We start from the raw sequence: 25,263 nt of genomic DNA, 5'->3' as shown, positions 1-25,263 counted from the left end.
GGCCTTCGGCGTTCAGCCGGGTCAGACGGGTTCATGAGGAAAGTCTATGGCGTCTATCGAGCTCGATCGCGTTTCCAAGCTCTACGGCAATGGCAATTACGGGGTGCATGAGGTCGATCTCACCATTCCTGACGGTGAATTCGTGATCTTTCTCGGCCCGTCGGGATGCGGCAAGTCGACGACGCTGCGGATGATTGCCGGCCTGGAGAGTATCTCTTCCGGCGATCTCCGCATCGGTGGCAAGAGCGTCGCCAATGTCGCGCCGCGCGACCGCAACGTCGCGGTGGTTTTCCAGAGCTACGCGCTCTATCCGCATATGTCGGTGCGGCAGAATATGGCCTTCGGGCTGAAGATGCGCGGCACCGACGCAGCGGTCATCGATGCCAAGATTGCGGACGCCGCTAACCTGCTCGGGCTGCAGAATCTTCTCGGCCGCAAGCCGGCAGCGCTTTCGGGCGGCCAGCGGCAGCGTGTCGCGCTCGGCCGGGCGATCGTTCGCGAACCGGCGGCCTTCCTGCTTGACGAGCCGCTGTCCAACCTCGATGCGCAGCTGCGTGCAGAGATGCGGCTCGAACTCGTCAAGCTGCACCGGCGCCTTGGCCGCACCATCGTCCATGTCACGCATGACCAGGTCGAGGCCATGACCATGGGCGATCGCATATGCATCATGCGCGATGGTCGCCTGGTCCAGGCCGGCCGGCCGCTTGAAGTCTATGCCGACCCGGTCAACACCTTCGTCGCGCGCTTCCTGGCGACGCCGCCGATGAACCTCATTCCGGCCACGCTTCAGCCCGCACCTGGCGAAGGGCTCTCCGTCGTGACCGACAGTGGTGCCGTGCTTACCGTCCCCGCCCGCCACCGCAACGCCTATGGCGAGCGTGTCGGGCGCCGCGTCATTCTGGGCGTTCGAGCCGAAGATTTCCACGAACGCGCCGACAAGCCGGACTGGCAGAAGATTGCCGTACGGGTCGTGGCCGTCGAGGCTCTCGGCGCCGAGAACGTCCTGATCGGCCAGATCGCGGGTCAGGCCACCGGCAAGGATCATGCCCACCCCGCCGGAGACGACAAGCCGTTGGAGATCGCCGCCCGCCTGAGCCGTTATTTCACGGCGCCCGTCGGCTCGATCGTCGAGCTCTACATCGACCCGCTGCCAATGCACCTGTTTGATCCCGAGACCGAACTGGGCATCGCGCGGCCGAGCCTCATGGGGGCCACTCGATGATGGACAGAAACGAACGGCCTGCCTTTCGCCGCCGCTTCGGCCTGCATTTCGGGCTGATTGTCGTTTGCGCCATCGTGCTGCTGCCGCCGCTCTGGGTGCTGCGGACGAGCTTCGTGCCCGAGCAGCTATCCTACAGCAACGAGCTGATGCCGGCCTTTACGACGGACAATTATTCGGCGCTGCTGTCAGGTCGCTTCGGTCAGTCCTACCTCAACAGCCTGATCGTCGCGCTCGGCTCGGTTCTGCTCGCTTTGCCTTTCGCCGCCACCACCGGCTATGCCTTCGCCCGCTTCCGTACGGGCGGTCGTTGGGCGCGCTTTGCCGTTCTGGCGACGCAAATGCTGCCGCCCGTGGCGCTGGTGCTGCCGACCTTCACGCTGTTCCGAAGCCTGGAGCTCAGCAATTCGCTGACCGGGCTGATCATCGTTTATGCCGCGCTCAACCTGCCTTTCCTGACCTGGATCCTGATGGGCTTCTTCGAAGGCATTCCAGTCGATCTGGAGTGGGCGGCGATGACCGACGGCGCGACCGCCTGGGGCGCCTTCTGGCGCATTGTGCTGCCGGTGTCGATGCCCGGTATCGCGGCCGCCGGCGTGCTCGGTTTCATCCTGGCGTGGAATGAGTTTTTGTTTGCCCTGGTTTTGAGCGGGCCGAAGACGGCGACCATACCGGTTGCGCTCGCCGCGTTGCAGACCTCGAACGGCGTCCAGATCGCCAAGGTTTCTGCCGGCGTCGTGCTTGCCATCCTGCCGCTGGTCGTGGCTTCCCGCTTCATCCAGCGTTTCATCGTCCAGGGCTTGACGTTCGGCAGCGTGAAATAGGCCGGCCGCTCCGAGAGCCGACATGGCTCGCTAGCCGGTTAGGAAATCGTGGCGGGATCACCGCCGCGTCCAGAGGGAAAGAGGAGTAGAGAGTTATGACTTGGAACAAGCAGACCTTGATCAAAATGCTGATGACGGCCGTGAGCGGGGCAGCTGTTGTCAGCGCATCGCTTCCGGCCAGGGCGGCTGAGCCCATCACCTTGCACGCCTTGATGGAGGACGTGCCGGAAACCAAGATCATCGAAGCGCTGTTGCCCGAATTCGAGAAGCAGACCGGCATCAAGGTCGAGTTCGAGAAGATCGGCTATCCCGACATGCACGACAAGCTGGTGTCCCAGCTGACCGCGTCGCAGAGCTACTACAATGTGCTCGAGGTCGACTTCCTGTGGGCCGGCGAATTTCCGGCGGCCGGCTGGCTGGCCGACCTGAAACCCTTCGTCGAGAAATCCAAATACGATCTGAGCCCCTTCATTCCCTCGACGCTTGACCTGCTCGGCCGGACCAAGGACCAGCTGTTCCTGGTGCCCATGTACAACTACTCGATGGGCCTCCTCTACCGCACGGACCTGATCGGCGACGAGAAGCTCAAGGCCGCCTACAAGACGGCAACCGGCAAGGAGCTCGCTTTGCCGACGACGCTCGAAGACTATGTGACGATTTCCAAATTCATGAAGGCCAATGCCGGCGTCGCCGGAGCCGCGATGCAGGGCCAGCGCGGCGATCCCAACAGCATGGAATTCTCCAATTACCTGTTCTCCGCCGGCGGCAGCTATCTCAATGCCGACGGCAAGGCGAGCCTCGACACGGCAGAGGCCAAGAAGGCGCTCGATCTCTATGTCGACAACATCCAGCACGGCGCCCAGCAGGGTGCCGTGTCGGCGACGCTCGATGACACCATGCGCCTGATGTGCAGCGGTTCGGCCTTCAGCATGGTCACCTATTGGTGGATGCTGCCGCAGATGGACGATGCCGTGAAGTGTCCGACGGTCGCCGGCAAGGTCGGCCTGTCAGTGATGCCGGGTGGCCACGGCGAAAGCGGCGGTTGGGGCTGGGGCATTCCCAAGAACACGTCGCCGGAAGAGCAGGAAGCCGCCTGGACCTTCATCCAGTGGGTGCAGAGCAAGGATGTTTCGGTGAAGCGCGCGCTCGAGGGCCACGCGCCCGTGCGCAGCGATGTCTATGCCGATGCGGCGGTGCTGGCGAAATATCCCTTCTACAAGACCGCCGAGGATGTGGTGGCGACCGGCAAGTCGTTCCCGATCTTCACCTATTCGGCGCAATACGAGGATCTGCTCGGTACCCAGCTCTCGCTGGCGGCTGGCGGCCAGGCGACATCGGACGCAGCGCTGAAGGCGGCTTCCGACGGCCTGCAGGGGCTCCTCGATAAATAGCGGTCCGGCTCGGCAAGGAGATCCGGCGCGGCGGTGTCAGCCGCGCCGGATCTTGTCCAGACCCCGGATCCTGACGAGATCAGCAACGCCACCCCGACCAAGGCTCGGCTACGATGCACAATGCGATCAAAAAAGGATGGGCTGCCCGTGGCCGCGAGTGGCGGACCGGCTGGGCCTTTGCCTTGCCCGGCCTGCTGCTGCTGGCGATCGTGATGGGCTTTCCGCTGGCCTATGCCTGCATCCTCTCGATCTCCTCGATGACCTTGATCAAGCCGCAGCTTCTGCCGCTTGTCGGGTTCAAGAATTTCGCCTCGATGATCGGCGATGAGCTGTTCTGGAACGCGCTCTGGCTCACCGTGCGCTATTCGGCGGTGACGGTTGTCGGCGAATTCGTGATCGGGCTCGGTATTGCCCTGATGCTCAACCGGACGGTCCGGATGAAGCCGGTCTATTTCGCGGTTCTGACCATTCCCATGGCGATGTCGCCGATCAGCGTCGCCTTGATCTGGCGCATGCTGCTCCAGCCCAATCTCGGCATCGCCAATCATCTGATGGAAACGTTCGGCCTGCCGCGCCTCGACTGGCTGGGCACGCCAGGCATGGCGCTCTGGACGATGGCGGCGATCGACATCTGGCAGCAAATGTCCTTCGTCGTGCTGATCCTCGCCGCGGGGCTCGCCGCTCTGCCGCGCGATCCCTATGAGGCAGCTGAAGTGGATGGCGCACGCGGCTGGCAGCAATTCGTCTACATCACGCTGCCGATGCTTCGGCCGGTCGCGGCGATCACCATCATCATCCAGCTGATCAACGAGTTCCGGACCTACGATCTGCCCTATGTCCTGACCAAGGGCGGGCCGGGCAACGCGACCGAAGTGCTGAGCTTCTTTGCCTATCGCCGTGCCTTTCTCGGCCTTTCGCTCAACGAAGGCGCGGCGGCCGCGTTCGTGCTGCTGCTGATCGTCCTTCTGCTCACCGTGATCTTCTTCGCCGTCCTCGAACGCTCGCAATCGGGAGAGGGCCGGAAGTAGGCTGTTAAGCCTTGAGCAATCTATACGGCCTATCCTGGCTTGCAGATTGTCGAGGGAACATGAAACGCAAGCCGCTTCTGCTTTTCGCCTTTCCGTTTCTCATTCTGGCGGTCCTGGCAGGGGAGCGCGTGGCGACCTTGTTGCTGGGCACCTATCCAGCCAGCCCCACCGCATGGTGGCTATGGCTTGAACTGCGCCCTCTGTCGACGGTGCTTTGGCAGCAGGTCGATGTCTGGCTGGGTGGTTCCATGGCTGTCGACGCCGTCGTTCTTGCCGCGGCAGCGATCGTCTGCTGGGTGGCGTGCCACACCAAAAAGTCGGCATTCTCGTTCCTCGCCAACCACGTCGCCTTGATTTTCGCTGGCCTGATGATCGCCGTCGGCAGCCATTCGGAAACGGCGAGCACGATTGCCGAATTCACCTCGCCCAAGGGTCTTCCGTATTCGCTGGCCGTCGATTTCACCTTGAAGAACAGCCTGGTTCTGCTTTTGGGCATCGTGGCCTGTGCCTACTGCCACATCGCCTTCCTCACTGAGGCGCGGGAGCGGTCCGTCCGGGCCATCCGTATCCTGGCGCTGCAGCGCGATCTCTGAACGTTCCAGGCGGCGTTCGCCAGCTATGCCTGAAGTCTAGTTGATCCGGCGGTAATAGACCTTGCCGTCGGGCTGCTGGATGCGCTGGTAGTTGGAGCTTGGGGCAGGGGGCGAGGCCGATGCGATTCTCTTCCTGGGTGCGGGCGCCTCGATGACGCCGGGTTCGCTCGCGCTGTCGCCGTCGAGGGCTTCGGGCGCTTGCGCCAGCGTGCTGGTGGCGATCTCGGACGGTTCTTGCGCACCCGGCATGGTCTCGCCGCCGGCGACAGGCGCATTCTGCCCCAACCGGGCGATGTTGCCATCGATCTCGTTGAAGCTGCCCTGCAACTGGCTGTCCAGTTTCTCGAAACGGCTCTGGAAGCCGTTGTTGACCGTGTCGAGCCGGGCCGCGATCCGCTGCTCGAACGCGCCGAGCTGCTCCAGCCGCGCCTCGACGAAACGCAGGTCGCTCATGCCCCGATAGAGATAGACCGCGGCCGCCATGTTGACCGCGGTGATCAGAAGCGCGCCACCGGCGACGATGACGCCGATCGTCTTTGCCTTGCTGGGTTTCTCGGCGGCAGCCGGTTCGCGCTGTTCCTGGTTTCCGATGTCGATCGCCGGCATGTCCGGTTCGCTGATCATCGTCATTGGACCACCACCTTTGCGCCGACCGCGACGCGTTTGAAAAGATCGATCACATCCGTGTTGGTGAGACGAAAACAACCCGATGTCCCGTCGAAGCCGACACCCGATGGGTCGTTGGTGCCGTGTATGCGGTAGAGCGTGTCGCGCCCGTCCCGCGACAGGTAGAGCGCCCTTGCGCCGAGCGGGTTGTAGGGGCCGGCGGGCACCATTTTCGGCAGCTCCGGCTGGCGGGCCCGCATTTCCTGCGGCGGGCGCCACTCCGGCCATTCGGTCTTCGCCCCGACCTTGACGATTCCGGTCCAGCCGAACCCGTCGCGCCCGACGCTGATCTGGTAGCGCAGCGCCTGGCCCTGGCGGGTCACCAGGTAGAGCGCCTTCTCGTCCTTGCGGATGATGATCGTTCCCGGCTGCTCGGCGGTCGCGAAGGCAACCGCCTTGCGCAGGCTGGGTCCCATCGCCGGCAGCGGCGGCCGCTCCGAAAGTGCTGATCGCGCCTCGGCGAAGTCGTGGACGGACAGCGCCAGCGCCACGCCGAGCACGCAGGCGCCGGCGAGCTTTGGGCCGATCCGATACCTATCGGGCAGCATCATCGAGCCGCTCTTTGAACATCCGCTTCAGATCCTTGTTGAAGCGCGCCCGCCCATCCACTTCCGATGGCGGGATGGCCCTGTTCAGCGCATCGGTCAGAAGCGCATTGTCCAGCGCCACCGACTTGATGTGCGGCGCCTTGAAGATCTTTTCGAGCTCGCTGCGCGAAAAATGGTTCCCGAACCATTTGCGCTTGTGCTTGTTGGCGACCAGCGTGATCGAGACCGCATTGCCGCGCAGCTCGCGGATCTTCTTGTAGAGCCGCTTGCCTTGCCGCAGCGACGCGACATTGAGTTCGAAGACGATGAAGATCTCGTCGCTCGTCGACAGCACGGAATTGTGCCAGGGCGTTTCGAGATTGGGCAGGTCGATGACGATGTCGTCGAAGCGGTAGGCGACGAGGTCCAGAAGCCGGAAGACGAAATCGCTGCCATGCGGCTCGAATGGCAGCTGCGGCCGCTCGAACGCGTAGAGGGTGAGGCCGGACGGACGCGACAACTTGATGACATCCATCAGCTCGACGTCGAGCCGTTCCGGCTGGCCGATGATGCCGGCAAGATCGAACTGGTTGAACAAATTGAGATAGGCGCCGCAATTGGCGCTCTGGAAATCCAGGTCGACGAGACAGGTGGACGCCGCGCGCTCGGCCGATTTCGACGCCAGGAATTCGGCCGCCGACAGCGCCAGCGTCGTGGCGCCGGCGCCGCCGCTGGCGCTGATGAAGGTGATGATCCGGCTCTTCGTTCCCTGGTTGCCGGTGTCGTGGAAGGTCACCGCATTGAGCAGCTCCTTGCCGTCGAGCGGCTTGTGCAGCCAGTCCGAAGCGTTCATGCGCACCAAAACGCGCGTCTGCTCCGGGGTCAGCTCGTCGGAAACAGCGATCAGCGGCACGCTGGCCCACAGCGCGCGCGCCTCGACGATGCCGGGCCTGCCGAGCAGCTCGCCGTTGCCGAGATCGAGGATGACGATGCCCGGGCGCGTGTCGGCGGGCGGCCCCTTGAGAAAGTCGCTCGTCTCGGAAACCCTGACGTCATAGATCGCCAGCGCATCGAGCCGCGTTGCAACATCGCGCTTGAAATTCGGATCCGACGAGAACAGCGCCACCTGCTTGCGCTTGGTCGGTGTAACCTTGGTGTTGATGGCATTCATGGCCAGGTACTCTTCATGTCTTCGCCCGTGACCGTGCTCAGCATGGAGGGCATGGTGATGTTTGCGAATCCGAGGAAGAAGAACTGGAAGGGATGATTGGTGATGCTGACGGTGATGGTCGGCACCGGTCCACTGGGGCGCGTCCAGTAGCCGAGGCCGGACGCTTGATATTGTATCCGCACCTCGGACTTCGCCAGCATCGGCAGGAATGTCTGCATTCCTGCCCGGTTGCTGTTGCCGCTGAAAATGAAATCAAAGGCGGCCTGGCTCACATTAAGGTTCTGGCACGTGGCGCCTGTGCCACAAGTGCAAGTAACGCTTCCAGCGGAATTGGCCGTACAGACATAATTGTAAGTGTTTGCGGGAACCGCTGTTCCGACTTTGGTTGCATCGCTCTGCGTAATTGTTTCGAGTAGCAGCCCGCTGGCGACGGGGGTGGAAATCTGCGCCAGCCTTGCGCCGGCTTGCACCGCTTTGTTCCCTGCATTCCATTGGTAAAAGGCGTAGCCGAAATCGACGAAGCCAAGCAGAAGCGTCAACAGTAGCGGCATCACTATGGCCATTTCGACCATAGTCGCTCCGGACTGGTTGGCCCAAAACTTGATGCGCTCCGTCACCATCCAATAACTCGTTCCTGATGGGACACGCTCAGCGTGACAGCACCAAAGCCAAGAGACGACCAGACGCCTGAATAAGAATAGGAGGTAGTGACGTCCACGACATCGACAGTGCTCTTGCTGCTAAGATAAAGCTGCGTGCCCGTGGCCACATCAACCGCGTCCAGCGAGGCCGCCGTGGTGATCTCAACTGCCGTCGGCAGCCATCCGGTCACTCTGGCGCTGCCGTTGGCGACCGCCCCATTGGCTGCAAGGTTTTCGGCCCGGCCCTTGCAAGTCGCCCAATCGCTACTGCATCGTGCCATGTAGCGAGCCGCATCCTCAACACCGGCTTCGAGAAGCAGGCGCGTGTTCAGGATGTTGGAGAACTCAAACACACCGGCCGACAACAGCAACACGAGTGGTATGGTGATCGCGGCTTCCACCAAAGCAGCGCCATTTTCGTCGCCTCGGAACCGCCTGATGATTTTGCCGAACCTGGTCATGTCGACTCTACCGATACAACTGGGCTTCGTTGCGGAATGCTTTGTCTAAAAGGGTGTTGTTGGCAAACCCTCCATCGACATCGGCGATCTCCAGGCTGATAGGTTTCTCACCGGCCGTGGTGTCCTCATCGTCCTTGCTGTTATCCTGCTTCTGGATGGGGCTGTTTATAAAGACACTGGCATAGCCATCAGGCTTGAGTTGGACATGGCCATTGATCTTGGCTTGGTTGGCGATGCAGTCGACGATCGCCATGTTGAGCAGACGGCGATCGGGATCCGAGGTCGGCGTTGTGCCTTTGAAACAGGCTGGAACGCCGCTTTCCTTTGTCGGCGCGGGGGACTTGTCCCCGACGAGTCCGTTCGCAATCTCGTATTTGTAGACGTCATATCTGGAAGCCGGCACAGAGGCGCCGGTCGGGTTGGTGGTGCTAGGGACGGAGGGATATGCGGCACCATGGTTGATCAGCCAGTAATTGGTGCGATCCCAGGTCGAATTCGTCATCCCGGTGGCGGAATCGAAGCTGTCGCCCGGCGGCAGCGCCATCGCTGTTCCGTCTGTGTTGGTCTTGTATTTGTTGCAGTTCGCGGTCTTATCGACGCCCTTGCGCACATTGCTCGCCGGCCGATATTGCCAATCGGTGTCATGGCTCTTCAGCGAAGTGCTGTAGATGTCGAAGCGTACATTGAGACCAGCGTTGACCTGGCCCAGGGTGACGCCGGTCTTAGTGGTGAGCTTATCGCGTTGATAGCAGGTGCCCGCGGTTCCGACAGCGAGCGCGTCCCGCAGTGACGCGAGATTGTTGTCGATCAGTCCGAAATTGCCGGGGCCGGGGTTGCTGTCGACCTTGAGGACGCGGAGTTCGCGGCTGTAGGTGAGCCCGGCTGCAAAAGCTTGCTGGATGGTCTTGCTGGTCGACGGGTCGGTCGTCTCGAACGGATTGCACATGAAGATCGGCACCGTTTCGCAGATCGACTGGACAAATCCGGCCACAGCCTGTGGCCTTAAATCCATGGTGTCGCTGCCGCCTAGAAAGCTTGCCGGGAATATCGTCGCGAAGGCACCTGCGCCATCCGCCAAGCCGGAAGCGTTCACCGTCACCAGGGAGAATGTCACAGCTTTGGGATCGGTGCTTGACCAGTCATGGCCGGTAGAATCGACACCGGCGGCGCTCAAAGTGGTGCTGTCGTCGGCGGGTATTCCCGTCAGATATGTGACGGTCACATCAGCCACGGCGAGCGTGTGATCGTGAGAAGTGGGATCGTCAGAGGTAGAAAACTTGGTTTTGTTGGTGAGTAGGGTCGTCATCGCCCGGTTCGCTCGGTCGATTGAATCCGCTCTGCCATCCAGTTCCGCAGCGGTCGCAAGCGCGAGCGCATCGACACCCTTCTGCAGATCGTTATGCAGTCCGTTGGCCCGGCTCATATCGATAGCCAACAGAGCGAAGCCGATAAGCACGGGCAGCATGATAGCCACGAGGATCATCGCGACGCCGCGTTGATCGTTCCAGAAGGCTCGAATGGTCCCCAACATGACCCTACTCTCTTTCACCTCGCGCCAGGGCTCCTCGCATGCCTGGCGCCCTCCGCATCCTTCCGTTCAGTTCACGGTGTCACACCCGACCCGCCGACATTGACCGTGATCGCCGGCGGCGGCGGGGGTGGCGGTGGAAATTTGTAATTGTGGGCAACAGCGGCGGCGCGCGTGCCGTCGCCTTCGATATGGGTGTTCCGGGACGCCGGGTTGAGCGGGTCGACCGTCTGCAGCATCGAATTGAATTTCTGCGTGTCGCCGGCGGCCAAGGTCACCGAATCGTAGTGATTCAGATAGTCCGCGGCGCAGCCCGACAGCGCACCGACGCACACAATGAGGATCAAGGCGCTATTTCTTGACATAGAGCATCTTGTCCTTCGATTTGAAGTCGAGCATGTGGCCATAGGGGCCGGTGACGCCGTCGCCCGTTTCGTATTTTCGGATCATGTCCTTGTTCACCTCGAGCTGGCCGAGCACGAAGAATTCCGGATCGTTGGCGGGCCGGGTCTTGTCGAACGGTGTCGCCAGCTGCTCGCCGGGTTTCACCGGCCGCACGATATGCGGCGTGACGATGACCACGAGCTCGGTTTCTTCCTTCTGGTTGCTCGAATTGCGAAACAGCGTCCCGATGACAGGCACCTGGCCAAGCCAGGGCACCTGGTTCTGGAGCTTGGTGGTCTTGCTGGACAGAAGTCCGCCGACGGCGAAGCTCTGGCCGTCGCGCAGCTCAACGACAGTTTCCAGCTTGCGGTTGGTGAAGATCGGGTCGCCGGCAGTGGTGAAACCGGTGAGGTCACTCACTTCCGGCGCCAGCTTCATATGGATCTTGCCGTCGTCGAGTACGACCGGCGTGAACAGCAGATTGACGCCGAATTGCTTGTACGTGATGGTTACCTCGCCATCGGTGCCGATGACACGGATAGGCACTTCGCCGCCGGCGTTGAAGCTGGCCGGCTCACCGGAAAGGGTGGTGAGATTGGGGTTCGCCAGCGTGCGCACAGCCCCCTTGGCCTCAAGCGCTTCAATGATCAGGTCGACCTTGATGTTGCTGTCAATAACGCGGGTGATCAGCGCCGCGAAGGGACTACTGTTCGACAGTAGACCGCTAAGCAGACCGCCCGGTCCAAGCACCACATCGTCTTCGTCGACGGCGGCAATGCCGGTTCCGGTGCGCGACGTGCCGCTACCGTTTGTGCTCCTGATCGAGACGCCGAGGTCGCGCCCGGTATTGCGCTTGGCCTCGAGCACGCGGACCTCGAGATTCACCTGCTGGCTGTCGTCGACGATGACGGAATTTATGATGGCGTCGGGACCATATTGCTGCGCCACCTCCATGATGGACGCCAGCGTGGCGCCATCCTTGACATGGCCGCCAAGCCTGACCCTGCCGTTGACCGAGCCGATTTCGATGCGCGACTTTGGCGCCACCTGGCGGATCGCCTGCGCCATGTCGCTGACGTCGACGCCGACCTCGATCTGGAGGGCGCCCAGCGAACGCTTGTCCGTGGAAAACAGATTGACCGTGGTGGTGCCGGCGCCCTTGCCTATGACATAAAGCGTTCGGTCGGTCATCGGCTGGGCATCGGCGATCTTCTCGTCGCCGACGACGATATCGCCCAGATTGGCACTCACCTGGATCGTTACCGATTGCGACATCGGCAGGAAGATACGATGGACGCTGGGGGTAGACACGTCGATGAAACGGTCGGCCGCACCAGCCCCCAGGCTCGACAGAAACAGCGCTGCCAGACAGGACAACGCGGCCGCCACCCTCAACCAAGACCCCTGCATCCCCGTCTCCCCACTCGCTGCCGGCGGCAGCCCGTTCCGTTTCGCCGCACTCTGTTATTGTTGTCGCGGCACGTCGTATGTTTCAAGCTTCACGCCCCGAAAAACGCCCACAGTAGCACGCGCCGGTGGCTCGGGTGTGACATATTTGACCACTTCCTTAACGACTTCGGGCGCCACGGCCGGAGCAGGCTTTACCTTGCCCAGTTCGTCGAGACGGCTTCCCACCCGCTCCACTGCCTGGGTCAACCCGGCAATCTTGTCCTCGGCGCGCTTGCGCTCGGCTGCAGCTTCGGCTTCCGCTGCCGCCTTCCTGTCGAGCTCCGCCTGCCTGGCGGCGACATCGGCCGGCGTTTCGCCGGTCAGGTCCGAAAGCGTCACCCGTTCGGTCGTTTCTCCCTGGCTGGCTGCGGCCTGGCGAAGCGCCAACGACAATTGGCCGGCGCCTGCCGCCAGCGTCAGCTTTTGCGCGTCCCTGGTGCTGGCCTCGAGCGTCACGGACTTCACCACCGTCGGGCTGTCCTTGCTTTCGTCGGCCACCTGGTCGATGGCGAGCACCTTCATGCTCTGCAGCAGCACGTCGACGAAACTCTTATCCGTGCCATCATCGCCGCGTGCTGTGCGGGTGAGTAGAATATCGACTCGATCGCCCGGGAAAACGAAGCCGGCGACGCCGAGCACGTCGTTGACGCGGATCGAAACGGCCTTCATGCCTTCGCCAAGCACTGCCGATAGTGTGGCGCGTTGGCCGGGGCCAGTAATCTTGGTAGCAAGAATCGGCTCATTGACGCCGATCGCTTGCAATGCCTGCTTGGCGTCACCAGCTAACAGGTCCTTAGTTGACTTGAACGCTCCGGCTGGGACCGCACCTGCCGGCCACGCGACTTCGCGCAATTTATCTGCGGCGAGCGCGTCGCCGAACTTCAGCGGCATTGCCGCTACGACGACTGTGCTGCCTTGAACGAGGCCCGTTTGCGCCATGGCGCTACGCTGGCCAGCCAGCCAGATATTGACCAGAACCACCGCCAGGACGCCGAACACGCCGGCGAGCACGATCATGATAAGTGTGTTGGCGCGCATAAGCCCAAACCCCGAAAAAGGCAGAAGAACGGCCGAGTGACTTGAATGGTTTCAGGCCCGGATTTGATCCGGGCCTGAAAATCGCTAGCTCATCAGGAACCGGTGCCGGCCCCGGCATTGCAGGTGCCGGTCGGATGCCCGTCGAGGGCGGTGCAGAGTGCCGAGAAACGACCGTTCACCCATCCGCCAATGGCGAGGACAGTCAGGATCGATGCAACGGCGATAATGCCGATAAGGATGGAATATTCGACCATGGCAGCGCCGTTTTCATCGTCGCGGAACTGCCGGGTCATCGTCATGAGCTTGTTCATGTCAATTTCTCCCTTTGGAGGTTGGAACCCGACGAGACAGAGCAAAGGATGAAATCCATACCCAAGCATCCCCCGTCATCTCGATCTAAGTCCCGAGAAAACGCGGAGTCAAACGAGATTAAGGGTTCCTTAACTTTCATGTACATGATTCGGCAAGAAGATCACAGTTCTGATTTTACCCAACAGCTTGATTCTTCTCATTTTTCAAGCGCCTTAACCATTCGTTCACAATTTGGCCCCGGATGTGGCAAGATTGAGAAAGCATTAGTAATACCGCATATTCCTTTATATCTAGGGGCTTAGCAGCGCCTTCCAGGCGGTTTGCCCCCAAAAATCGGAAGAGCCTGAAAAGCGGTGCCGACGCGCTGAGCACGAACTGGCAGCCATATCAAATAAGCGCGTTATTACAGGCTTCTGATCTTAACTATGTAGAAAGTATTCAGGGAACGCCGATCACTTGGGCGCTTGTGCCTCCCGTGGTTAACAGTTAGTTTCCGCTAATGAGGGACTAAGGGGAGTATAAGCAATTATGCTGGGGCGGTTCATCAAGGGGCCAGGCGAGCAGCAGGTAGTGACAAAGGTCGAGCCGCTGGCAGTGCCGCCTGTTGCTCTAGCCCTTTCGCCGGCGGCCGAAATCGAATCGTATGGCGACGATTTCCTGACGCTCAAGGTCGAGATTCATCGCCACCTTATCGATCGGTTCAACCTGACCGCTCTCGAAAGCGCGTCCAAGGATGAGATCCTGAATGAGATCCGTCCGATCGTCCGCGAGTTCGTTCGCGGCCGCAACGTGCCGCTGAATGCCCGCGAACTCGATCAATTGACCAGCGACACCGCCGACGAAATGCTGGGTCTCGGGCCGATCGAACCACTGCTCAAGGACGATTCCATTACCGACATCCTGATCAACACGCATAAGCGCGTCTTTATCGAGCGGCGTGGCCTAGTCGAAGAGACGCCAATTCGGTTTCGTGACGAGGCGCATCTGCTGCGCGTCATCAACAAGATCGTCTCCGCCATCGGCCGCCGCGTCGATGAATCGTCGCCGATGGTCGATGCGCGGCTGGAAGACGGCTCCCGCGTCAACATCGCGGTGCGACCGGTATCTGTGGACGGCCCACTGGTGTCGATCCGCAAGTTCTCCAAGAACCCCTATTCGCTCGAACGCTTGATGGCTTTCAACTCCATCCGGCCGCCGATGGTCGATCTGCTGCGGATCGCCGTCCAGTCGCGCAAATCGATCCTGGTTTCGGGCGGCACGGGCAGCGGCAAGACGACGTTGCTCAATGCATTGTCGAGCTACATACCCTCGAAGGAGCGGCTAATCACCATCGAGGATGCGGCCGAACTGCAATTGCAGCAGCCGCATGTCGGGCGGCTGGAGACGCGTCCGCCTAATGTCGAGGGCAAGGGCGAGGTGCGCCAGCGCGAATTGCTCAAGAACGCGTTGCGCATGCGGCCGGATCGCATCATCGTTGGCGAGGTGCGTGGCGAGGAAGCTTTCGACATGCTGCAGGCGATGAACACCGGCCATGAAGGCTCGATGACCACCATTCATGCCAACACGCCGCGCGATGCTATCTCGCGGCTCGAGCAGATGGTCGGCATGGCCGGCATGCCGATGACGCACGACTCGATCCGGGCGCAGATCGCCTCCGCCATCGACATCATCGTCCAGACACAGCGTCTTTCGGACGGCGGCCGGCGTGTCACCTCCATATCGGAACTGACTGGCATGGAGGGCAATGTCGTCCAGCTTCAGGAAATCTATCATTTCGTCCGCCGTGAAGTCACAGCCGAGGGCAAGGTCATCGGAGACTTTCGCGCAACCGGTGTCCGTCCGCGCTTCGCTCCGGAGGCCGCGACTCTTGGCCATCATTTTGCCAAGGACGCCTTCAACCCGCAGGCTGCCCTCTGATGCCGACGGGTCAAGCTCTACTTTACTTTATCTATATGCTGGCGGCGGCTTCGGTCATTCTCGCCGGAGAAGCCCTTTATCTTTCATTTGCCGGACGCCGCTCCCGGTCTCTAGCAGTTAATCGCCGGCTGAAGCGGCTCGCCGGCGAGGTTCCGGCCGAACAAACGTTGCAAGGGTTGCTGCGAGAACGCGGCCTCACGGACTCCGGCGACTTTCTTTTTGGAATGGTCTGGTTGAACAGGCTCTATACCCAATCCGGTATCACCGGAAATCCCCTGACGTTCGCCGCGACTTTCCTGCTTGCGGGGATGGCTATGGCTTTGCTGCTGGCGATCCTCTTCAATTTTTCCGCTTTGGCATCGCTCATTGTCTTTCTGGTCGTAGGGCTTGTCTTGCCGCTTCTCGTCCTCCGGCGTGCACGCAACAAGCGAATCCGGAAGTTTGCCAAACAGCTGCCGGATGCGCTCGACATGATCGTCCGTTCGCTGCGCGCCGGGCACCCCGCTTCGGTAGCGATCGGTCTGGTCGGGCGCGAAATGCCGGATCCGTTGGGCACGGAGTTTGGCATCGTCTCCGATGAAATCACCTTTGGCCTCAGCATCGAGCAGGCCGTGCGAAAGCTTTCGCAGCGTGTCGGCTTCGAGGGCCTTCAGCTGCTGTCGGTATCGCTGTCGATCCAGGCCAAGACGGGCGGCAATTTGACCGAAATTCTGACTAATCTTTCCTCCGTACTGCGTGAACGGCAGAAATTGCGAATGAAAATCAGGGCGCTTTCGGCCGAGGGTCGCGTCTCCGCATGGATCATCTCCTTGTTTCCTGTCGTGATGTTCTTCATACTTCAAATTGTTGCCCCGGCCTACTACGGCACCGTCTGGGGTAACCCGCTCATCTTCCCGGTATTCCTGATTTTTGGGCTGTGGGCGCTGCTTGGCGACTTCATCATGTACCGGATGGTTACTTTCGATTTTTGACTGGGAGCGACGAAAGAAATTGTTTTCGAACATGGACCTGGGCTTCTTGGTGTCTATTGCCGTCTTTGTGGCGGCGGTGTCCCTCTTCCTGTTCGGTGCGCTTGTCTTCCTCCCGGCTCTGCAGACACGAAAACTCGTCGCGCAGAGCCTGATGGGCGAAGGAATTACAGACCGCCGATCGATGCTCGGACAAGACCAGCTTGCCAAACTTGCGGCGCAACGGCCGGTCGATGCCTACTTCAAGTCGATCGAGAAGGAGCGGGAAGAACCAAACGCCCTGGAGGCGAAGCTGTTCCGCGCCGGCTTTTATCAATCAAGCGCACCGCTGATTTATACGCTAAGCCGCCTGATCGCGGTCTGCGTCGGCTTTCTGGCAATGTATGCACTCCTGTCGCGCGCTCTGCCGCCGCACCTGCCAGGTTTTCTCACCTTTGCCGGTTCTGCCCTGTTCGGCCTGGCCTGCATCGTGCTTCCTTCCATTCTGCTCGACCGTTTCGAGAACAGCCAGAAACAGATCTATCGCCGGGCTTTCCCCGACTTCATGGACATGATGATCACCTGCGCCGATGCCGGCATGAGCCTGGAGGGGGCAGTCGAACGCGTCAGCCATGAAATGGCCGCCACCCACAAATGGCTGGGAATACAGCTGTCGATCATGAATTTGCAACTGCGTGCTGGCAAGCCGTTGCGGGAAGCACTACGCGAACTCTCAGATCGCATCGGACTTGACGAGGCGCGGGCATTGGCTGTCCTGTTCCGTCAATCGGAAGAACTCGGCACCAGCCTTACCGATGCCTTGCGTGTTTATAGCGCCGAGATGCGTGGGCAGAGAATTCTGAGCGCCGAGGAACGCGCCAATTCTCTACCGGTGAAGATGATGATTCCGTTGGGGCTTTGTATCTTCCCTGTGGTTATGATGGTTATCATGCTACCGGTGATCATCCGTATGAGGGGCATTATCTTCTAATTGCGTGTATGATGTGATTCTAATATGAGGTCCGAGACCCTTGGGGGAATCTGTATGAAGAGGGCTATCGCGGCGGCGTGCTGCCTGTTGACGGTTATGCTTGCCGGCTGCCAGACGGACGCCACCGACGGGGTCGTGCGCACCAACGAACCGTCGAAGGGCGACGTGACGTCTTTTGGCGATGCTTTCGACGGGCTGAAAACGGTCAGCGACGTCGAATACTATGCCTCGGACCAGGCTGTCGCCGAAGCCAAGAACCAGTTTCGCGCCGAGAATTACGGCAATGCCGGCGCGCTGTTCTTCAAGGCGACGCAGCTGGCGCCCAATGATGGCAACGCCTGGATGGGACTTGCCGCCTGCACCGACCGGATCCGCCGCTTCGACCTGTCCGACAAGGCCTATGCCAGGGCCTTCAAGCTGGTCGGCGCGACGCCCGAATATTACAACAATGTCGGCTATTCCTACCTGCTGCGCGGCAAGCTGCAGGATGCCCGCTCGAACTTCCTCAAGGCTTACGAACTGGCGCCCAACGACCCGACCGTCGCCAACAATCTGAAGCTTTTGTCGTCAAGCGTGCAGAACGTCGAGCGCTAGCATGCTGCTCGTCGAAGCGCTGTTGCTGAAAGTGCTCGCCATCCCTCTGCTGGGCAGGATTGCCTGGCTCGACTTCACCACGCAGAAGATTTCCAATCGCGACGTGCTGCTGCTGCTCTGCCTGGGCGCTGGGGGCCTGCTGCTGCTCTCGCTCCAGTCCGGATCGTGGTGGGACATGGCGCTGAGCGCCGGTGCAGGGCTTCTGCTGTTCGTCGCGCTCTTGCCCTTCTGGGTCTTGCGCAAGATCGGCGCCGGGGATGTCAAGCTGCTGGCAGTCGTGCCATTCCTGATCAGCGGCGGCGCTCTCGCGGTGTTTTCGGTGCTGCTTCTGGTTTTCGCCCTGGCGACCGCGGCGATCGTGAAAAACCCGTTCATGCTGCCCGCGGGCGCTTTTCGGCTTGTCGTGCAGCATCTGGACCGCAAGGGCGTGGTGCCGTTCGGCGTGCCGATCGCGCTAGCCGCGATCTGTACACTGGCGTTCCTGATCTACAGGAGTTTGATGGTCGCGAGCAGCTCTGGAATCCTCAACCAGCTCAACTGACCCTGACATCTCACGCGGCTGAATTTGTCAGGGAGATTTGACGGAGCATCAAACGAAAAACCCGCCTGTGCGGCGGGTCATTGGCGTAAATCTGCACCATAGACAAAAATGTACCATAGCTGAGGGCAGGGAGTCAAGAAAGAATTCCTATCGTGAAACGCTGCCGGCGCTGCTCGCACTCCGTTCAATCCCGCAGCAGATCGAACATCAGCTTGAAGAAGCGGTCCGCATCGACCTCATGGGCGATGCGGGCATTGTCCTTCTCGCCGCGCTCGCCCCAGTAGTCGGCGATGGTCGCGCCGAAGGCGTAGGTGCCGGACAGATCGACGCCGATATGGGCAGGGCGCGTGCGCACCAATGTCGGGTCGATGGCCAGCGCCAGCGCCAGCGGATCGTGCATGGCGCCGCCGACGCCCATCGAGTTGCGGTGCAGCTTCTCGTAGAACAGCAGCCAGTCGTTGACGAGCCGGCCGAGCGGCGTGTCGATGGTGGCCAGTTCGGCATATTGCGGCGCCTCGATCAGCACCTGCATGGTGACGTCGAGGCCGACCATCAGGATCGGCACGCCGCTGTCCAGAACGATCTTCAGCGCCTCGGGGTCGCAGAAGGCATTGAACTCGGTCGGCGTGATGATCTCGCTCTTGCGGTAGAACACGCCGCCCATCCAGATCAGCTCCTTGATCTTGGGCAGCACGTCGCGATGCTTGAGGATCATCAGCCCGATATTGCTGAGCGGGCCGGTGGCGACGACCAGGATCGGTTCGGGCGCGGCGCGCAGTCTGTCGGCCAGGAAATCGACGGCGTGCTGGTCGACCGGCTTGATCGTCGCCTGCGGCAGGTAGGGCGAGCCCTCGAGCCCGCTCGGGCCATCGGCGGTGCCGAGCACCAGCGGGCGCGCCAGCGGACGGTGACAGCCCTGCGCGACAGGCACGTCGCCGGCGCCGATATACTCCAGGATGCGCAAGGCATTGGCGGTCGTCTTCTCGACTTCCGCATTGCCGCAGGTCGTGGTGACGCCGAGTAGCTCGATGGCCGGCGAGCGATGCGCCATGACCAGCGCGATGGCGTCGTCGTGGCCGGGGTCGCAGTCGAACAGGATAGGAGTTGGCTTGATCATCATGTCGTCTTTCACGCCGCCCGCTCGTAGCGCGCTATGGTTTTCTTGAAGCCGTCGAGGAAACGCCGGCCGTCCAGGCCGGTGCAGATGCGGGTGGTCTTGGGCCCGCCGCCGGGCAGCAATTGCCGGCCGCGATAGGCGACGGTCTGGCCGCGCGCCAGCCGGCCGTCGAGCACGACGTCGGCGAACAGCGGCTCGGTCATCGTCGCCAGGCCCGGATCGAAAGCCAGCGCCACGGTGATCACGTCGTCCATCGGGAACCCGACGAGGTCGAAGAATTCGCGCCAGATGTCGATGTAGATCGGGAAGCTGTCGGCGATCATCTCAAGGACGGGATTGTCCCTTGCCACCGCCTGCATGTCGGCGATGTCGTCGCGTGTCAGCATCGAATCGGCGACGCGGTTGTCCTCGCAGATGTCGAGCGGGACCAGGATCTTCTCGACATCGGCGTTGAGCACGATGCGCGAGGCTTCCGGATCGGCCCAGATGTTGTACTCCGACAGGGGTGTGATGTTGCCCGGTGTCTGGAAATTGCCGCCGAGCACGATCAGCCGCTTCAGTGCAGCGGTCAATCCCGGCTCCTGCAACAGCGCCATCGCCGCGTTGGTCAGCGGGCCGGTCGTCACCAGCGTGATCTCGCCCGGATTGGCCATGACCGTGCCGATGATGAAATCGACCGCATGTCCCGATGTGGCCTGGCGCACCGGCGTCGGCGCCGGCGGGTTGAACTTCTTCAGGCGGTCGCCGAAACGGGCAACGAGCCGTTTTTCGAAATGCACCGGCGCCTCCATGTCGGCCTTGGCGTTGCCGACGATCGGCCGCCACGCGCCGGCGTGAACCGGGATGTCGTCACGCCCGGCGAGCGTCAGCGTGTTGAGGACGACGTTGGTGACCTGTTCGATCGGGCCGGCCGCACCGGTCACGGTGGTCACCCCCTCGAGCCGGAGCTTCGGATTGACCGCTGCAAACAGCACGGCGAGAATATCGTCGCCGGCCGAATCCACGTCGAGGATTATGCGTTCCATAGAGGCTTCCTTCACTGGGGATTTTTGCGGCCGGGTTCAGTGTTCTTGTCTACCGACAGCAGCTTGCGCATCGATTCCAGCGTCTCGGCGATAACCCTTGGACGCGCCCGGTAGGACAGCGCGAACAATGCGATCAGCGCGACGACATAAGGGACGGTGAGAACCAGGTAGGACGGATAGCCGAACGTCTGCAGGCGCAACGAAAAAGCATCGGCGAAGCCGAACAGCAGGCAGCCGGCCAGCACCTTCAGCGGATCGCCGTTGGAAAAGATCAGGATCGCCACCGCCATGAAACCACGGCCCGAAGACATGTTTTCCGTGAACATGGTGATGTAGCCGAGTGACAGATGAGCGCCGGCGAGGCCCGCCAGCAATCCGCACAGCAGGGACGCGATGTAGCGGACGCGGGTGATCGAGATGCCGAGCGCCTCGGCGGCTTCCGGCTTTTCGCCGACGACGCGGATATAGAGGCCGAGCCGCGTCCGGTTGTAGCAGACGACCAGCAGCGGCACGGCGATGAAGGCGACATAGACGAGTGGCGTGAAGCCGGAGATCAGCGGCGCCCATGAGCCGAGAAGGTCGCGGGCACCGGGCAGCTGGACTTTCGGCAGGCCGACGATGCCGTGGCCGACGATCGAGCCGCGCGTGCCGAAGATCGCTTTCATCAGCGAGATCGTCATGCCGCCGGCCAGGATGTTGAGCGCCAGCCCGACGACCACTTCATTCGCCTTGAAGCTCACCACCAGGACGGCAAAAATCAGGGCGAAGACAAGCGCCGCCGCAACGCCGCAGGCGACGCCCGCCAGTGCGGAACCCGTCCAGATCGAACCAAGGACGGCGAAGAAGGCGCCGACCAGCATCTGCCCCTCGAGGCCGATGTTGAAGATGCCGGCCTTGGTGGTGAACGAGCCGCCAAGCGCGACCAGAAGGATCGGCGCGGTGGTGCGAAGCGTCGCCGCGATCAGCGCGACGTTGATGAGCTTGTCTAGAATTTCCATCGCCGCTCCCCTGCCTGGCTGTCGCCGCGCTTTCTCACCAGCACCTGGGCCGACACGCTGAGGATGATCAGCGCCTGGATCACGGTGATGATCTCGCGCGACGCGCTGGTATCGACCTCGAGCAGCAGCGATCCGTTGCGCAGGGCGCCGAAGAACAGTGCGGTGAAGATGGTGGCGACAGGCGAGCCATTGGCAAGCAGGGCGGCGATCAGCCCGTCGAAGCCGAAACCGGGGGCAAATCCTTCCATGAAGCGGTGATGGACGCCGAGCGTCTCGACGCCGCCGGCCAGCCCGCCGACGGCCCCCGAAAGCAGCAGGACCAGGAAACCCTGCCGTTTCACGTTGACGCCGCCATATTCGGCGAATTTCGGCGCCGAACCGACCATCGTGACGCCGTAACCCCATTTGGTGTAGCGGAAGACAAGGGCTGCGCCGACCGCCAGCACCAGGCCAATGACCAGGCCCCAGTTCAACCGCGAAAAGGTGAAGATCTCCGGCAGATAGGAAGTCGCCAGGATCGGCGGCGTCTCCGACCAGCCACCCGGCCGCTTGAACAGGAAGATGGTGAAGTAGGACGTGAGCAGCACCGCCACGTAGTTCGACAGGATCGTCGAGACGACCTCGTTGGTGTTGTAGCGGGCGCGGAAGTAGGCGGGGATGGCGACCCAGGCCGCGCCTGCCACGACCGCGAGCGCCAGCGCGGCCAGCGTGTGAATGCCCGCGGGCAGGGGCATGGCAAAGCCGACCCAGGCGGCAGCGAAGCCGCCGAGGAACAGCTGGCCCTCGATGCCGACGTTGAACATGCCGCCGCGCAGGCCGATGCAGGCGGCGACACCGCAGATCAGGATCGGCGTCGTCTGCAGCAAGGTCCCGGCGATCTTCTCCTGATCGCCGAAGGCGCCGCGCAACAGCGTCATGAACACACGCAACGGGCTTTCGCCGACCATGAGGATGATGATCGCGCCCATCAGCAGCGCCACGCCGATGGCGATGACCTGGCCGGAAACGGCACGCAAATGGTCTTTCATGATGCGATCTCCGCGGCGAATTCCGGCGCGGCCACGCCTGCCATCATCATGCCGATGCGCTCCTCGTCGGCATCGTCGCCGGCGACCTCGCCCATGATCCGCCCGTTGAACATCACCAGGATGCGGTCGGCAAGGGCGGCCAGTTCGTCGAGCTGCACGGAAATCAGCAGGATTGCGCGGCCGGCGGCGCGCTGGCGCATGATCTCGTCATGAATGGCCTCCTGGGCGCCGATGTCGACGCCGCGCGTCGGCTGGTCGATCAGCAGGAAATCGGCGCCATTGGTGAATTCGCGTGCCAGAACGACCTTCTGGATGTTTCCGCCCGAAAGCCGCTTGACCGCATCGCCGGCTGCGCGCGCGCGAATATCGAAGCTCTTGATCAGCGTTTCGGCGTTTTGATTTATGGCATTCCAGTTGAGCATGCCGCCGCGGCTCCATGGTGCGCGATGCTGGCGGCCCATCAGGGTGTTGGCCGCTATCGAAGCGTTGCGATCGACCCCGCGCACCATGCGGTCGCCTGGAACATGGGCGAGGCCTGCCTGGCGGATCGCGGCGGGGGAGAGAGCGGTGAGATTCCGGCCCTTCAGCCACGCCCCGCCATGGCTTGCCGGTCGCAGGCCCGAAAGCACTTCCGCCAGCTCTGTCTGCCCATTGCCGGCCACACCCGCGATCCCCACCACCTCGCCGGAGCGGACCGTGAAACTGGCATCGCGAAGGGCCGGCAGCAGGCGATCGTCGCGCGCCCACAGGTCCTTGACTTCGAGCACCACGTCGCCGTGCAGCGACGCACGCGCCCGGCGGTCGAAGCTGACCTCGCGGCCGACCATCATGTGCACCAACTCGTCCTTGCTGAGCTCGGCCGTCGGCCGGGTCGCCACCTTCCTGCCATTGCGCAGCACCGTCACCGTGTCGGACACTTCCATCACTTCTTCCAGGTGGTGCGAAATGAAGATCACCGTCATGCCCTCGGCCACGAAGCTGCGCAGCGTCTGGAACAGCTCACGGCTCTCCTGCGGCGTCAGCACGGCGGTCGGTTCGTCGAGGATGATGGTGCGCGCGCCGCGCACCAGGACCTTCAGGATTTCGATGCGTTGCTCTATGCCGACCGAGAGCAGCCCGACGCGCTCGGTCGGATCGACCTGCAAGCCGAAGCGCTTCGACAGTTCGCGCGTGCGCTCAACCTGTGCAGCGTGGTCGATCAGCCCATGGCGACGGATTTCCATGCCGAGAAAGACGTTGTCGGCGACCGAGAGCGAGGGAACCAGCTTGAAGTGCTGGTGAACCATGCCGAGGCCGGCCTTTATCGCCACGGACGGGTCGGCGATCACGATCTCTTCACCGTTCAGCCGGATCGAGCCTTCGTCCGGCTGCAAGAGGCCGAACAGGATGTTCATCAGCGTCGTCTTGCCGGCACCGTTCTCGCCGATGATGGCGCGGATCTCGCCGCGGCGGACCGCAAGGTCGATGCCGTCATTGGCGACGAATGCGCCAAAACGCTTGGTGATGCCAGTCAACTCGACGGCCATCGCGGCATTGCTGTGGAGGGTCGGCGACCCCGGCGTGTTCGACAACGTGGCTCTCGCAGATTGGACACTGATCCGCCGCGGCAAGCCGCGGCGGATCAGTGTAGCGCTTTCTTGGGAGGGAGGCGCTGTTGTTGGCTTATTTTGCCTTGGCGATCACGATCTTGCCGTCGACGATGCCCTTTTTGATCTCATCGAGCTTGGCGGTCATCTCTGCCGGGATCTTGGCGGCGATGTCATCGCAGACCTTGACCTCGACACCGCCCGAGGCGAGGTCGAAAGTGCGGGTGCCGGCGGTGATCTTGCGGCCCTCGACCTCGTCCTTGATCAGCGTGTAGACGGCGATGTCGCCGCGCTTCAGCATGCTGGCGAGCACATTTCCGGGAGCCGAGCCGCACATGTCGATGTCGACGCCGATCGAATATTTGTCGACCGCGGCACTTGCCTGCATCACGCCTTCACCCGTCGGGCCGGCGACGTTGTAGACAATGTCGGAGCCTTGGCCGTAAAGCGCCTGGGCAAGTTCGCTTCCCTTGGCCGGGTCGTCGAAGGTTCCGGCGAAGACGGAGTTTACCTTGACGTCGGGCGCGGCATATTTGGCGCCTTGCTCGTAGCCGCCCAGGAAGTTGCGGATCACCGGGATATCTCGGCCGCCGACAAAGCCGATCGCCTTGCCGTCGCCGATCTTGTCGAAGGCGGTGCCCTTGGCTTCGATCATGCCGGCAAGCGCGCCGGCGACGAAGGATCCCTGCTCCTCGGCGAAATTGGCGTAGATCATCTTGGGGTTGTCGAGGACGCCATCGATGAACACGAAGCGCTGGTCAGGATATTCGGCGCTGACCTTTTGCAGCGAGTCCACCAGCTCCCAGCCCATCACGAAGATGAGGTCGTACTGTTTGCCCTTGGCAAGATTCTCGAACTGCTGCTGGTAGTCGAGCGCGCGATTGCCGGTGTCGACCAGCTTGAGGTCGATGCCGAAATCGGTCTTGGCCTTGTTGAGGCCGTTGACGATCGAAACGCCGAAGCCCTGGGCAAAATATCCCGAGATGGCGGCCACGGAAACCTTGGCCTGTGCCGCGGCCGGTCCGAACGAAATGGCAAGCATCGTGCCGGCCAGAAATAAACTCTTGAGCGCCCTTTTCATGTCATTCCCCTTCAGCTTTTTTCAGCTTTTGAAGCCACGCTTTGACCATCCCCACGTGTCCGCCGGGACAACGGCGAGTTCGTTGATGGTCATATGAGTTTAGGAGCGGCTTAACAGGCTGTCAATCGTCATCCGATGCAGTTTTCTTGGCCCTTCGCCCACTTGCTCGACGTCTGCGCTTGACAAATGTCCATGGGCATAATTGT

26 protein-coding genes are annotated in these 25,263 nt (G+C 61.8%); 10 read left to right on the top strand and 16 right to left on the bottom strand.

What is annotated here, in order from left to right; genetic code table 11:
• Positions 1-46 precede the first annotated feature (46 nt).
• From X735_RS162265 to X735_RS162285, 5 genes are all read left to right on the top strand, one after another.
• On the top strand, positions 47-1,222 hold the full coding sequence (locus tag X735_RS162265; RefSeq protein ID WP_023809128.1) for an ATP-binding cassette domain-containing protein: 1,176 nt from the start codon (positions 47-49) through the stop codon (positions 1,220-1,222).
• Complete coding sequence (locus X735_RS162270) at positions 1,219-2,043, top strand: carbohydrate ABC transporter permease (RefSeq protein WP_081734746.1); 825 nt, start codon at positions 1,219-1,221, stop codon at positions 2,041-2,043. Before X735_RS162265 ends, X735_RS162270 begins: the two co-directional genes overlap by 4 nt.
• A gap of 95 nt (positions 2,044-2,138) precedes the next feature.
• Positions 2,139-3,434: an extracellular solute-binding protein gene (locus tag X735_RS162275; RefSeq protein ID WP_081734745.1), complete on the top strand. Its 1,296-nt coding sequence runs from the start codon at positions 2,139-2,141 to the stop codon at positions 3,432-3,434.
• A gap of 113 nt (positions 3,435-3,547) precedes the next feature.
• The gene (locus X735_RS162280; RefSeq protein ID WP_023809125.1) at positions 3,548-4,462 is read left to right on the top strand and encodes a sugar ABC transporter permease; all 915 of its coding nucleotides are present in this window, start codon (positions 3,548-3,550) and stop codon (positions 4,460-4,462) included.
• A gap of 59 nt (positions 4,463-4,521) precedes the next feature.
• Complete coding sequence (locus X735_RS162285) at positions 4,522-5,055, top strand: hypothetical protein (protein WP_023809124.1); 534 nt, start codon at positions 4,522-4,524, stop codon at positions 5,053-5,055.
• A gap of 36 nt (positions 5,056-5,091) precedes the next feature.
• On the opposite strand, the gene X735_RS162290 is transcribed toward X735_RS162285, so the two are convergent.
• The 10 genes from X735_RS162290 to X735_RS162335 all read right to left on the bottom strand — a co-directional run bounded on the left by X735_RS162290 (position 5,092) and on the right by X735_RS162335 (position 13,231).
• Positions 5,092-5,685, bottom strand: coding sequence for a hypothetical protein (locus X735_RS162290; protein WP_023809123.1), 594 nt, complete (start codon positions 5,683-5,685; stop codon positions 5,092-5,094).
• The gene (locus X735_RS162295; RefSeq protein ID WP_023809122.1) at positions 5,682-6,272 is read right to left on the bottom strand and encodes a L,D-transpeptidase; all 591 of its coding nucleotides are present in this window, start codon (positions 6,270-6,272) and stop codon (positions 5,682-5,684) included. The genes X735_RS162290 and X735_RS162295 overlap by 4 nt, the downstream gene beginning before the upstream one ends.
• Positions 6,256-7,419, bottom strand: a complete 1,164-nt coding sequence (locus X735_RS162300) for an AAA family ATPase (RefSeq protein WP_023809121.1) — start codon at positions 7,417-7,419, stop codon at positions 6,256-6,258. The genes X735_RS162295 and X735_RS162300 overlap by 17 nt, the downstream gene beginning before the upstream one ends.
• Entirely contained in the window at positions 7,416-8,039 is a 624-nt protein-coding gene (locus X735_RS162305) for a TadE/TadG family type IV pilus assembly protein (RefSeq protein ID WP_023809120.1), read from the bottom strand. The genes X735_RS162300 and X735_RS162305 overlap by 4 nt, the downstream gene beginning before the upstream one ends.
• Positions 8,033-8,521, bottom strand: a complete 489-nt coding sequence (locus X735_RS162310) for a TadE/TadG family type IV pilus assembly protein (protein ID WP_023809119.1) — start codon at positions 8,519-8,521, stop codon at positions 8,033-8,035. Before X735_RS162310 ends, X735_RS162305 begins: the two co-directional genes overlap by 7 nt.
• A gap of 7 nt (positions 8,522-8,528) precedes the next feature.
• Entirely contained in the window at positions 8,529-10,052 is a 1,524-nt protein-coding gene (locus X735_RS162315) for a pilus assembly protein TadG-related protein (RefSeq protein WP_081734744.1), read from the bottom strand.
• A gap of 71 nt (positions 10,053-10,123) precedes the next feature.
• A complete protein-coding gene (locus tag X735_RS162320; RefSeq protein WP_245273062.1) occupies positions 10,124-10,396 on the bottom strand; it encodes a hypothetical protein in 273 nt (90 codons plus the stop codon).
• Between the two features lie 4 nt (positions 10,397-10,400).
• A complete protein-coding gene (locus X735_RS162325; RefSeq protein ID WP_023809116.1) occupies positions 10,401-11,843 on the bottom strand; it encodes a type II and III secretion system protein family protein in 1,443 nt (480 codons plus the stop codon).
• A gap of 54 nt (positions 11,844-11,897) precedes the next feature.
• Positions 11,898-12,920 carry a Flp pilus assembly protein CpaB gene (gene cpaB, locus X735_RS162330; protein WP_023809115.1) on the bottom strand — a complete coding sequence of 341 codons (1,023 nt, stop codon included), beginning with the start codon at positions 12,918-12,920 and terminating at the stop codon, positions 11,898-11,900.
• A gap of 92 nt (positions 12,921-13,012) precedes the next feature.
• On the bottom strand, positions 13,013-13,231 hold the full coding sequence (locus X735_RS162335) for a Flp family type IVb pilin (RefSeq protein ID WP_023809114.1): 219 nt from the start codon (positions 13,229-13,231) through the stop codon (positions 13,013-13,015).
• A gap of 529 nt (positions 13,232-13,760) precedes the next feature.
• Here X735_RS162335 and X735_RS162340 point away from each other — a divergent pair.
• Genes X735_RS162340 through X735_RS162360 form a run of 5 tightly spaced genes read left to right on the top strand, consistent with a single transcriptional unit; the run spans position 13,761 to position 18,222 of the window.
• Entirely contained in the window at positions 13,761-15,149 is a 1,389-nt protein-coding gene (locus tag X735_RS162340) for a CpaF family protein (protein WP_023809113.1), read from the top strand.
• Positions 15,149-16,120 carry a type II secretion system F family protein gene (locus tag X735_RS162345; RefSeq protein ID WP_023809112.1) on the top strand — a complete coding sequence of 324 codons (972 nt, stop codon included), beginning with the start codon at positions 15,149-15,151 and terminating at the stop codon, positions 16,118-16,120. The genes X735_RS162340 and X735_RS162345 overlap by 1 nt, the downstream gene beginning before the upstream one ends.
• Before the next feature lie 31 nt (positions 16,121-16,151).
• The gene (locus X735_RS162350) at positions 16,152-17,087 is read left to right on the top strand and encodes a type II secretion system F family protein (protein ID WP_245273061.1); all 936 of its coding nucleotides are present in this window, start codon (positions 16,152-16,154) and stop codon (positions 17,085-17,087) included.
• 54 nt (positions 17,088-17,141) lie between these two features.
• Positions 17,142-17,681: a tetratricopeptide repeat protein gene (locus X735_RS162355; protein WP_023809110.1), complete on the top strand. Its 540-nt coding sequence runs from the start codon at positions 17,142-17,144 to the stop codon at positions 17,679-17,681.
• Position 17,682: 1 nt separating this feature from the next.
• Positions 17,683-18,222 (top strand): prepilin peptidase, encoded by a 540-nt coding sequence (locus tag X735_RS162360; protein WP_023809109.1) that lies wholly within the window; start codon positions 17,683-17,685, stop codon positions 18,220-18,222.
• A 184-nt stretch (positions 18,223-18,406) separates the two neighbouring features.
• On the opposite strand, the gene X735_RS162365 is transcribed toward X735_RS162360, so the two are convergent.
• From X735_RS162365 to X735_RS162390, 6 genes are all read right to left on the bottom strand, one after another.
• Complete coding sequence (locus tag X735_RS162365; protein ID WP_032908648.1) at positions 18,407-19,354, bottom strand: nucleoside hydrolase; 948 nt, start codon at positions 19,352-19,354, stop codon at positions 18,407-18,409.
• Positions 19,351-20,364 carry a nucleoside hydrolase gene (locus X735_RS162370; RefSeq protein ID WP_023809107.1) on the bottom strand — a complete coding sequence of 338 codons (1,014 nt, stop codon included), beginning with the start codon at positions 20,362-20,364 and terminating at the stop codon, positions 19,351-19,353. The genes X735_RS162365 and X735_RS162370 overlap by 4 nt, the downstream gene beginning before the upstream one ends.
• A gap of 11 nt (positions 20,365-20,375) precedes the next feature.
• The gene (locus tag X735_RS162375; RefSeq protein ID WP_023809106.1) at positions 20,376-21,362 is read right to left on the bottom strand and encodes an ABC transporter permease; all 987 of its coding nucleotides are present in this window, start codon (positions 21,360-21,362) and stop codon (positions 20,376-20,378) included.
• Positions 21,350-22,390 carry an ABC transporter permease gene (locus tag X735_RS162380; RefSeq protein ID WP_023809105.1) on the bottom strand — a complete coding sequence of 347 codons (1,041 nt, stop codon included), beginning with the start codon at positions 22,388-22,390 and terminating at the stop codon, positions 21,350-21,352. Before X735_RS162380 ends, X735_RS162375 begins: the two co-directional genes overlap by 13 nt.
• Positions 22,387-23,961 carry an ABC transporter ATP-binding protein gene (locus X735_RS162385; RefSeq protein ID WP_023809104.1) on the bottom strand — a complete coding sequence of 525 codons (1,575 nt, stop codon included), beginning with the start codon at positions 23,959-23,961 and terminating at the stop codon, positions 22,387-22,389. Before X735_RS162385 ends, X735_RS162380 begins: the two co-directional genes overlap by 4 nt.
• Before the next feature lie 91 nt (positions 23,962-24,052).
• Positions 24,053-25,057: a BMP family ABC transporter substrate-binding protein gene (locus X735_RS162390; RefSeq protein WP_013530296.1), complete on the bottom strand. Its 1,005-nt coding sequence runs from the start codon at positions 25,055-25,057 to the stop codon at positions 24,053-24,055.
• Positions 25,058-25,263: the final 206 nt, after the last annotated feature.

Origin of the sequence: Mesorhizobium sp. L2C084A000 (assembly GCF_000502875.1) — a bacterium.
Classification (GTDB): Bacteria; Pseudomonadota; Alphaproteobacteria; order Rhizobiales; family Rhizobiaceae; genus Mesorhizobium.
This window is presented reverse-complemented; position numbering and strand designations above follow the sequence as displayed.